Annotated in this window: 9 protein-coding genes; 6 read left to right on the forward strand and 3 right to left on the reverse strand. The window is 45.0% G+C overall.

The window, feature by feature from the left end; genetic code table 11:
* Positions 1-5: 5 nt before the first annotated feature.
* The 3 genes from MD535_RS19205 to MD535_RS19215 are packed head-to-tail and all read right to left on the reverse strand — an operon-like array spanning position 6 to position 2744.
* On the reverse strand, positions 6-1139 hold the full coding sequence (locus tag MD535_RS19205) for a hypothetical protein (protein WP_265676681.1): 1134 nt from the start codon (positions 1137-1139) through the stop codon (positions 6-8).
* Between the two features lie 4 nt (positions 1140-1143).
* Positions 1144-2160, reverse strand: a complete 1017-nt coding sequence (locus MD535_RS19210) for a glycosyltransferase family 2 protein (RefSeq protein WP_265676682.1) — start codon at positions 2158-2160, stop codon at positions 1144-1146.
* Complete coding sequence (locus MD535_RS19215; RefSeq protein ID WP_265676683.1) at positions 2157-2744, reverse strand: hypothetical protein; 588 nt, start codon at positions 2742-2744, stop codon at positions 2157-2159. The genes MD535_RS19210 and MD535_RS19215 overlap by 4 nt, the downstream gene beginning before the upstream one ends.
* A gap of 322 nt (positions 2745-3066) precedes the next feature.
* On the opposite strand from MD535_RS19215, the gene MD535_RS19220 reads away from it, so the two are divergent.
* The 6 genes from MD535_RS19220 (at position 3067) to MD535_RS19245 (ending at position 11068) form a co-directional block, all read left to right on the forward strand.
* Positions 3067-4686, forward strand: a complete 1620-nt coding sequence (locus MD535_RS19220) for a methyl-accepting chemotaxis protein (RefSeq protein WP_265676684.1) — start codon at positions 3067-3069, stop codon at positions 4684-4686.
* A gap of 164 nt (positions 4687-4850) precedes the next feature.
* Entirely contained in the window at positions 4851-6251 is a 1401-nt protein-coding gene (gene asnS / locus MD535_RS19225) for an asparagine--tRNA ligase (protein WP_265676692.1), read from the forward strand.
* 239 nt (positions 6252-6490) lie between these two features.
* Entirely contained in the window at positions 6491-6790 is a 300-nt protein-coding gene (locus MD535_RS19230; protein ID WP_265676685.1) for a hypothetical protein, read from the forward strand.
* A gap of 247 nt (positions 6791-7037) precedes the next feature.
* Positions 7038-8228, forward strand: a complete 1191-nt coding sequence (locus MD535_RS19235) for an amino acid aminotransferase (protein WP_265676686.1) — start codon at positions 7038-7040, stop codon at positions 8226-8228.
* Between the two features lie 203 nt (positions 8229-8431).
* The gene (locus MD535_RS19240) at positions 8432-10321 is read left to right on the forward strand and encodes a DUF294 nucleotidyltransferase-like domain-containing protein (RefSeq protein WP_265676687.1); all 1890 of its coding nucleotides are present in this window, start codon (positions 8432-8434) and stop codon (positions 10319-10321) included.
* Between the two features lie 30 nt (positions 10322-10351).
* Complete coding sequence (locus MD535_RS19245) at positions 10352-11068, forward strand: 3'-5' exonuclease (RefSeq protein WP_265676693.1); 717 nt, start codon at positions 10352-10354, stop codon at positions 11066-11068.
* Positions 11069-11265: the final 197 nt, after the last annotated feature.

The raw sequence follows: 11265 nt of genomic DNA on the forward strand, positions 1-11265 counted from the left end.
TCAAGTTATACAGTAAAGAATACGTTAGAGAAAAAACCAATAGTGATAAAGGTCGAAACAGCCGAACTGACCAGCAGTGTTGACATCCTTGCTGTCGGAAACCGTTCGAGTAGCATACATATCGCCAAGTAAGTTGGATAAAGACCAAACAAATACCTTGGCATGGCATTCACACCCGATGAAAGAGGAATAAGCAAATTGATCAGCATAAACACGGCTTCTGCATAACGTTTTTTAAAGAATAAATAACCGTTAAGTGTGAGTCCTATTAGAGACACGATGACCAAGTAAAGTTTGGCCCCGCCAGTCTCCACACCATAAATAAGCCAATCCACAGGGTTACTAAAGACTCTCCCCCAAGCAACTTGAATATGACCAAACGCTAAGGCATCCCCCATATGAAAGTGAAGGAAAGCCATATACGCAAAGAATCCCAGTGGAATTAACCAAATAGCGACGATAACTGACAACGCATTGCTTTTTAACCGCACAAAACTTGATGCACCATACGCCTGCACACCAACAATCAGAACAGAGAAAACCAACATAACACCTAAATTACGCGTTACTGCCGCGATTAACCCAAGCAGTCCAACAAGCCACCAGTTTTTCCGATAGCACGCAATAAAAACACCGCTAACAAGCGCAATATACAAAGGCTCTGAGTAACCCGATAACGAATAGACGGTATAAGGTGAAAAACACATCAACCAAATAGCCGTATCTTGAGTATCTTTACTAAATAACCGTTGCTTGAGTGCCATCACAAACACAACAATACTGGCGATAAAGGTAAGATTCGACATCACTATCAAGCCAAGATTCGTATCACCAACAAGTATCGACATCCACTTGCCCAAATACGGTGATACTGGCATGAAGGCCCAATTCGCCGCATTACCCCCTTTCATATAACTTGGGATGATCGCATACCCATCATCGGCGATTCTTTGGAACCACATGCAGTCGAAACGACAAATCTGCTGCCAAACATCCATATTTGTCATTGATTCTGGGTTATACGCGTGGGCACCTATCAACCCCAAACTATAGAACACTGTTCGGCTCACGATAATAGCAAGAAGTATCGTCAACCATTGCTGCTTTGATAGGGTCAGAGAAGGCTGTTCATGTTGCATTAGATTAACTCGCCTTTTTAACTTGATGGTTAGATTGGTCTAGATTCATGCCCTGCGAGCCTTGTTCGTTCCCATACCGCCCATAGACCCCTTCGACAAGGTATATAGGACGTTGCTTCAACTCTCGATACATTCGGCTAATGTAACCACCGATAATACCCAACGAAATAAGTTGAATACCGCCAAGAAACAGTACAACGCTAATCGTGGACGCATAGCCCGGCGTTTTGACATCAAAAAACGTCGCACCAATGATAATCTTCAACATAAACACGAAGGCCAAACAAGAAATGGCACAGCCAATAAACCCCCAAATTCTTAACGGCCACGCCGTAAAGCTAAAAATGCCGTCAACAGCAAAATTCCACAATTTCCAGTAGTTAAATTTCGTTTCACCGCAATGGCGTTTTGGCCGTTGAAATTGCACGCCTGTTGAGCGAAATGCTGACCACGCCATCAGCCCTTTCATAAAACGATTGCGCTCTGGGAGTTGGCGTAATGCATCAATCACGACACGGTCTATCAAACGGAAATCCCCAGCATTTTCTGGGATCTTTGTTTCTGACGTTACCCAGTTAAAGAAGCGATAAAAGCCACCAGCAGTCAGTCGCTTAAACCAGGTATCTTTTGAGCGATCGACTCTAACGCCATAGATGGTATCCCACTGTTTGGTTTGCCATAACTCGACAAACTCTAAAATCACGTCAGGTGGGTCTTGCAAATCCACGTCCATAATGACGCAAGCATCGCCTTTTACGTAATCTAGCCCTGCCGTCATTGCGGCTTCTTTACCAAAATTACGGGCTAAGTTGACTAAGCTCACTTGACTATCCGAAGCCATTACCGCCTCTATCGCGAGCCTTGTGTTATCGCTGCTACCATCATTGACAAAAACAACATCAAGGTTCGCTTTAATTGAATCTAGCGACGAATATAAGGTTTGTATAAAGGGTGCAATGGACCTTTCTTCGTTATAGACAGGAACCAATATTGATAAGGTAAAATCGTTATTTTGCTTCATGATGTTAATTCCTGTATTGAAATCTGTTTAATGGTTAAGCTCGCTCGCGTTTCAATTTGCCAATGTTGAAGCGGCGCGCTGCCATCAATCACGCCTACGGGGATAATGGCTTCTAATGTTTCAATACCTAGCGGTAGCAATTTAATTTTATTACCCTGCCCCAACGACAGGTAAACCGGCTCTGTAATCGATTTTGACAAGGACAGTTGAACTCGCACTGGTCCCACTGGTAACTGGGGGAAATTAAAAAACAGCCCCCCAGAATGAAGCATGTCCCTACCATCCCCAGTCGCTTTGTTTGCCCAACCCGCGCGACTCAAATAGGGCGACTTTTCACTGGCTGCCACAACACCAGATCTCGGCCACAACATTGTTGAATTTGCTTTCGCCCAATAAAGGGTTTTCTTGTCGATATAATAAGTTTGGTAAGCAACCGTCACATTAGGATGGGCGGCAAGATATAGCGTCCATAAGTAGAACGACGAGAGACTCAGTAACAATGCAAACGTCAGTGGTCTAAAAAAACGTTTATTCAAGGTAATGTTGTCATCGACCGTTTTCGATTCAAGAGAGTGAGAAGGCATGAGTAAATACATTTAGTTACATATACTCTCGTTTTACGCTTATGGCCGTTCCCTCCTGTCAGTAAACCGTCAGAAGCTGATTAAGATTACATGAACACCTAATGCCAGCCGTCAACCCATCAAGCTCGCCTATCTATCCTTTTAGTTGTTTATTCAGTCACTAACGAGTGCTTGACCATAGATTGCTCCAATTCTCAGAAATAGTACGAGTTGCAATAAAAACCATGAGCTTTGCGAGGTTTTACGAAGATTCAACTTTTCTCACCTATTGAAATTAACTTACCATTCACGCTGTCAGCCCAACTTTTTAACAAACATAATTATGCGACTTACAATAACTAATAAACTACTTATCGCGCTTATCTTAGTATTTGGCACCGTTGTGATCACCTCCACTACGTACCAATATAATCAACAACGTGAGCTCATTTATTCCGTACTCGGTGAACAACTCCATGACAAGGCTGGTAACTACTTTGACAGCTTAAATATGATGATGCTTACTGGCACCATGGCGCAAAAAGAAACACTAAGAAATAAGGCGTTAGCACAGGAGAATATAGAAACGGTAAGAGTGCTGCGTGGCGATGCTGTCAGTAAGCTCTATGGCGCAGGATTAGCAAACCAAGTCCCTATTGATGATATCGATAAACGCGCGTTACTTGGTGAGACCGTATTGGAGCCCTTTAAAGCAGAATGGGGGAATGGCTTAGTGGTCGCCCTACCAATGAAAGCCAGTGCTGACTATCGCGGCACTAACTGTATTACCTGCCACATGACACAGGAAGGGGAAGTGCTTGGCGCCATCCGGATTGAGTACAACTTAAATCAAGTGAACGGCTTAATTAATAAGCGCACCGCAATTGCTGTCGGCATCATGGCTGCCATCGCTTTTATCGGTTACTTGTGCACCATTTTCATTGCTCGCCGATTTATTGTGGCACCGGTTCAAACGACATCTCGATTTATGAACCGAGTCAGCGGCAGTAAAGATCTCTCTATACGCCTATCTCAACACCAAAATGACGAAGTTGGCGATCTAACTAACGATATAAACGCGTTTCTAGATACGGTTTCCGAGAGTTTAAATAAAGTACAGTCAACGGCGAAGACCGTCAGCGGCAATGCTGACAAGCTAACAGATATTGCCCAAAACAATGAGAAAACCGCTAAGAGGCAGCTCGACGAAACGGCGGCTGTTGAAAACAGCATGCAACTATTAGAGCAACAACAAAGTACCGTAAGTGAAGCCACAGAGCGAGCTTCTGAACTTATGCAACAAACTTGTGAACTCACCAAAGTCAGTAGCGCAGAAGCACAAAACGCCAGCGCGGATATCGAATCTTTGGTTCAAGACATCGGTCAAGTATCCACACATATCTCAGAGCTTAACGAGCAAACCGAACAAGTTTCCGCAATTCTATCGACGATTAAAGGCATTGCAGACCAAACAAACCTACTTGCTTTAAACGCAGCTATCGAAGCGGCAAGAGCGGGTGAACAAGGCCGAGGGTTTGCCGTTGTCGCCGATGAAGTCCGCTCACTAGCAAGCCGAACCACCGAAGCTACCAGCGATATAGAAACGATAATTGCCAAATTCCAACAAGGCAGTAGTTTTTCGGTACAAGCCGTTAACAAGGTTTCAAACACTGCCCATCAACGTGCTGATGAGGTCCAAGCCTTAGCCAGTAAGATGCAGACCGTTGTCGAGCAAATCGAATCTACGACGCACATCGCCAATCAGGTGCAAACTCAGATACAAGCTAACCGTCAAACTAGCGCGAGTGTCGGGCAGAAAACCGTTGTAATCACTGAACACGCAAACGAAACTTCTGGAGCCGCGACACAAACTCATCAAATTAGCATGGATTTGCAACAGCTTTCTCATCAATTGGAGACATTACTTAATCAATTTGTATTGAATAGCCACAATAAAGGCTGATTAACCACAATAAAGGTTGAACCAAGAAAATTGACAGGTAATATATCCGTTTGAAAAGAAATTTATACTCCACTCAATGTCGCGCTTATATTTTAAGCAACACACACTTATTTTAAGTAATAAGCATTGAGTGGTTTTTTACCTCCATGGAGAAGATGAATAACATGACTTACGCGCCTGTAACAGACGTACTCGGCGGCAAGCTTGCGGTAGACAGTGAAGTAACTGTTCGCGGCTGGATCCGTTCACGTCGTGATTCCAAAGCTGGAATCTCTTTCCTTGCCATTTACGACGGCTCTTGTTTCGACCCGATTCAGGCCGTGGTCCCTAATAATCTTAATAATTACGACGACGAAGTGCTTAAGCTAACCACTGGCTGTTCTGTTGAAGTAACGGGTAAGATTGTTGAATCTCCTGCAAAAGGTCAAGACTTCGAACTCGCAGCCACTGACGTTAAAGTCGTTGGCTGGGTTGAAGACGCAGACACGTACCCAATGGCTAAGACTCGTCATTCTATTGAGTACCTTCGTGAAGTGGCACACCTTCGTCCACGCACTAACGTGATCGGCGCAGTCGCTCGAGTACGTAACTGTCTATCTCAAGCGATTCACCGCTTCTACCACGAACAGGGTTTCTTCTGGACTTCAGCGCCACTTATCACGGCTTCTGATGCGGAAGGTGCCGGTGAGATGTTCCGCGTATCAACGCTAGACATGGAAAACCTACCTCGCACTGAAGCAGGCAAAGTGGACTTCAACGAAGATTTCTTCGGCAAAGAGACGTTCCTAACGGTATCTGGTCAACTTAATGCTGAAGCTTACGCTTGTGCACTAAGCAAAGTGTACACATTTGGTCCTACTTTCCGTGCTGAAAACTCAAATACAAGCCGCCACCTAGCTGAATTCTGGATGGTAGAGCCTGAGATTGCCTTTGCTGATCTAGACGACGCTGCAAAACTGGCAGAAGACATGCTTAAGTACGTCTTTGCAGCCGTTCTTGAAGAACGTCGCGATGACCTTGAGTTCTTTGCATCTCGTATCGACAAACAAGCCATCACTCGTCTAGAGCAATTCGTTGACGCTGATTTCGCACAAGTTGACTACACTGACGCCATCCAAATCCTACTAGATTCTGGTAAGAAATTTGAGTTCGACGTTGAGTGGGGCATCGACATGTCTTCTGAACATGAGCGCTACCTAGCTGAAGAGCACTTCAAAGCGCCCGTTATCGTTAAGAACTACCCGAAAGATATCAAAGCTTTCTACATGCGCTTAAACGACGACGGCAAAACGGTTGCGGCCATGGATGTACTTGCACCAGGTATTGGTGAAATCATCGGTGGTGCACAACGTGAAGAGCGTCTAGATATTCTAGATGAGCGCATGATTGCTATGGGCATCGACCCTGAGCACATGAGCTGGTACCGCGATCTCCGTAAATACGGCACAGTGCCTCACGCAGGTTTCGGACTTGGCTTTGAGCGTCTAGTGTCTTACGTAACAGGTATGGGCAACGTTCGTGACGTGATTCCATTCCCACGTACGCCGCGCTCAGCTAACTTCTAAGCCGGGTTTACACATAATAATCAGGTCACCTCAGGGTGACCTTTTTTACACCCGCTCACTCAAAGCTCATACAGCCCCTTCCCTTATGTACCGCTATTTCACCTTACATTTCTGCACCCTTACGTTTCATTTTCAATCCATCATTCGACTTGGTTTCTTTCTTCGCCAGCACTATATTTAAAACAACAAGACAGTAATTCAAATCAGCAGCGCAGCTGACAGAATAGAAGGTGTTAACGATGAGCAAATTTACCGAATCTGATATTCAATATCGAGGTGAGTCCAACGGTGTGCATAAATGGGAAGCCACGAACGGTCAACCATACTACTGGCACCCTGACTGGCTTCACGTGGCAGAAGATGAAATGGGGCTTCACAGAAAAGTTGAGCTTAACGTTGAAGAAACTGAAACCCCATCAAAAGCTCACGCAATTTCGGCTGTACTTCAACATTTGAATGCCTGGGTTGAATCAAAACTTACTCAACATCCAGACATTGAAACTCAAGCGCACGAATCAGAAATCAATCTAAAAAAATAACCACCTCCTTGATCCCAAAAGCCAAATTGGCGTTTGGGATCCCATTATTACTCGCGACATTAGCAATCGTTTCCGCTTCAAAATTACAAAAAGAACGAATTAGCGCCCTTTTCTGCTTCAAATCAAACTAATTTTCTGTTTTCTTCTTTAATCTGGTTGTCACGTATGGCCTACAGAGGTATAAATAGGCTGTTATCGTCACAAAATATGTTCACATTTGCCCCTTCAATTAACATGGATGAAGATTATGTTTGAAAAAGTTGTAGCTGCACCCGCTGACCCTATACTTGGCCTCACTGAAGAGTTTAAAAAAGACACTCGTGCAGAAAAAATTAACCTCGGCGTTGGTATCTACAAAAATGAGCAAGGCCAAACCCCTGTTCTTGCGACAGTAAAAAAAGCTGAAGCAGCATTGCTAGAAAATGAAAAAACAAAATCTTACCTGACGATTGAAGGCACCGCTGAGTATGGTTTAGCTGTACAAAAACTGCTATTCGGTGCTGATTCAGCGATAGTTAGCGAAAAATTGGCAAAAACCGCACAAGCTCCGGGTGGCACTGGCGCACTTCGCGTGGCTGGCGAGTTTATTAAACGCCAACTTAGCAGCGCTAAGATCTGGATCAGCAATCCAACATGGGCGAACCACAACGGCGTATTTGCTGCTGCAGGTATTGAAACGGCTCAATACCGCTACTACAACTCAGAAACAAAAGACAAAGACTTCGCAGGCATGGTGGCTGATTTAGAGCAAGCCGCTGCAGGCGACATTGTTTTGCTGCATGGCTGCTGCCACAACCCAACTGGCATCGACCCTACTCCAGCTGAGTGGGAGCAATTAGCAAAACTGGTAGCGGACAAAGGTCTGATCCCATTATTCGACTTTGCATACCAAGGCTTTGCAAAAGGCGTTGAAGAGGATGCACAAGGCCTGCGCACCTTTGCTAAATACAATAAAGAAATTCTCGTCGCGAGTTCATTTTCAAAGAACTTCGGTCTGTACAATGAGCGTGTAGGCGCCTTCACGTTAGTTGCCGCTTCTGAAGAAATCGCAACGACAGCCTTCTCACAAGTAAAAGGCATCATTCGCTCAATCTATTCTAACCCACCCGCTCACGGCGCTGCGGTTGTCACATACATTCTTAACGATGAAGCGCTTCGTGCGGAATGGGAAAACGAAGTCGCTGAAATGCGTGATCGTATTCAAGAAATGCGTGGCCTGTTTGTTGAGACACTAAAAACAGAAGGTGTGGATGCCGACTTTAGCTTTATCGAGCGCCAAAATGGCATGTTCTCTTTCTCTGGCCTGTCTAAAGAGCAAGTAAACCGTTTGAAAGACGAATTTGCTATCTACATTGTTGGCTCTGGACGTATCAGTGTTGCGGGTATGACAAAGTCTAACATGACACCATTATGTAAAGGCATCGCAGCCGTTTTATAACCATATAACCCGGCACACTTAAGCGCGAGTACGCTTGTCATTTAGCGTATTCACTGGTTTAATAATCAACGTGTTAGCGCTTGTGCTAGATAAAATAAAGGTCAGCTTCGGCTGACCTTTTTCGTTTCTGCGTGTACTATTAAGCCATCATGATTACATTTAGATAGTACGTAATTACATTTAAATAGTACCTAAGGCCGCACATGGACGCAGAACTCATAGAGATCCAACACTTTCTCGCCAGCTACCCTCCTTTTGATGAATTACCAGAAGAGACCATTTTGTACGCATCTCAGCATATTGAGATAGCCTACTATCGCCAAGATACACCCATCATACATTTTGGTGATGAGATCAATGACCTCTATATGGTCAGAAGTGGCGTAGTCGAGGTATACCGTCGTAAGGGCGAGCTCTACAACCGATTGGATGAAGGCGATCTCTTTGGGCAAATGGGTCTGCTAACAAATAATAAAGTTCGCTTTCCAGCCAAGGCGGTCGAAGACACCCTTGTTTATTGCTTATCCGCAGACGTATTCCAGGAGCTCTACGACAAATTTGATTCGTTTGCCGATTTTGTTGAAGTTGAAGACAGAGTCAGGCTAAGACAAACCGTCTCCAACAATAGCAACACTAACGACCTCACCACATCAAAAGTCCGAACGCTACTTACTGGTGAACCTGCCACCATCGATCGGCATAGAACCATTCAAGAAGCGGCAAAACAAATGGCCGACGAACAAGTCTCATCCTTACTCATTCTCAATCCGGATATCACCGAAAACGATGAAGACGATTCCTCCCCCATCGTTGGTATCATTACCGATAGAGACCTTTGTACGCGAGTATTAGCACAAAACCTAAGCCCACAAGATGAAGTGGCTTCCGTGATGTCTACCGACCTTATTTCACTCGATCACAACGCCTATGTGTACGAAGCGATGCTTATCATGCTGCGCTATAACGTCCATCATCTACCCGTTGTAAAAAACAAAATTCCTCTTGGTGTCATCGAAACGTCCGATATCGTTCGCTACGAGTCCCAAAACTCACTACTGCTAGTGAGTAGTATCTTCCAGCAACAGTCGGTTGAGGAGCTTAAGCAGCTGTCTGATCAAGTTCGCGACAGTTTCGTTCGCTTAGTTAATGAAGACGCCAATGCACACATGGTCGGCACGGCAATGTCGGTTATTGGCCGCAGCTTTAAACAACGTATCATTGAACTTGCTGAAGAAGAGTTAGGTCACGCCCCTATTCCTTATTGCTTCCTGGCACTTGGCTCCATGGGACGCGATGAACAACTCATGGTCACCGACCAAGACAATGCCATCATTCTTGACGACAGCTACGACGAAGAGAAACACGGCGCTTACTTTAAAGCCTTCTCGACCTTTATTTGTGATGCGCTTGCCGATTGTGGTTATACCTACTGCAGTGGTGACATTATGGCAACGAACCCGGAATGGCGCATGACGAGAAAAGAATGGGAAGCGTGCTTCTCTGATTGGATTGATGATCCAAACCCGAAAGCGTTACTCAATGCGTCGATCTTTTTCGATTTGGATGGGGTTTACGGCAAGCTCAAATGGGCAGAGCAGCTCAATAGCTTTATCGTCCGAAGAGCGAGAAGAAATAACCGTTTTCTGGCTTGCTTGGCGCGAAATGCGCTAAATCGCACGCCTCCATTAGGCTTTTTCAAAGATTTTGTGATGGAAAAGGATGGGCAGCACAACAACTCCATCAACCTAAAACGTCGCGGTACAGCGCCATTGGCTGATTTAATACGTGTCCATGCGTTAGCGGTTGGTTCTCGTTCTACTAACTCTTTCGAGCGCTTAGATGACATCCACGACGCGGGTATACTGCCAAAGGGGCGCGCGCGTGATTTGAAAGATGCCATGGAATTCATCTCAATGGTTCGTATCAGCCACCAAGCAATGGATGTTCAGATGGGGATCGCCCCAGATAACAACATTGAGCCTGAGAACTTGTCCGACTTCGAACGCCGTAATCTCAAAGATGCGTTCCAAGTCTTGAGTAATGGTCAAAATTTCCTAAAATTTCGCTATCAAGCTAACAACAATTTCAAATAGCGTCCGTCTAAATGGTGAGTGTGAATTATGATTAAAAAACTATTTAGTGCGCCTAGTGTACAATGGCAAAGCAAGTTTAAGACGCTAGCGGGTCGCGCTCAGGATGAGCGTCTGCAGGCGTTTTACGCTAAAGGGTTGCCCAACAGCGATACACTGCTCAAAGACGTATCATTTGTTGCTCTAGATTTTGAAACAACAGGGTTAAACCCAGAGAAAGATGGCATCCTCTCAATTGGCCTTGTGCCTTTCACCACCTCAAGGATACGACTCAATGCCGCTAAGCACTGGACGGTCAGGCCTAAGGCAATCCTAGAAGAAGAGTCGGTGGTCATCCATGGTATCACTCATAATGACATCTTAGACGCACCAAAATTCAAAGACATTCTTGGCGATGTGTTGGACTCGTTGGCAGGGCATATCATCGTGGTGCACTACAATCCCATTGAACGTGGTTTCTTTGATGATGCGTTGAAGGGCATGATTGGTGAAGGCATTGAGTTTCCTGTCGTCGACACAATGCAAATTGAATCCGTTTACCAAAAGCGCGCTACCGCTGGTGTAATCAATATGTTGAAAGGCAAACAAGCGGACTCAGTTCGCTTAGGACAAACTCGCCGTCGTTATGGACTGCCTGACTACCCACCCCATCATGCGTTAACGGATGCCGTTGCTACCGCAGAGCTACTTCAAGCCCAGCTGGCTTATCACTATGATGAAAAAGCCGTGCTCAACGATATCTGGATATAGACACAAGCAACGCTGTCGCCCATTATCAGAGGCAGACACTTATTTAGGACGGTACACACCAATAAAAAAAGGCTCTGATGAGTAATGCCGATCAGTTAAGAAATTTTCGAGATCATTTGACCGATCTTTAAAAGGCTTCAAAATCCGATATTAGGTAACTAATATCGGATTTTTTTATGTCTTTAGAAAGTCAATTG

This window comes from Vibrio qingdaonensis (assembly GCF_026191675.1).
In the GTDB taxonomy this organism is placed as follows: domain Bacteria; phylum Pseudomonadota; class Gammaproteobacteria; order Enterobacterales; family Vibrionaceae; genus Vibrio; species Vibrio qingdaonensis.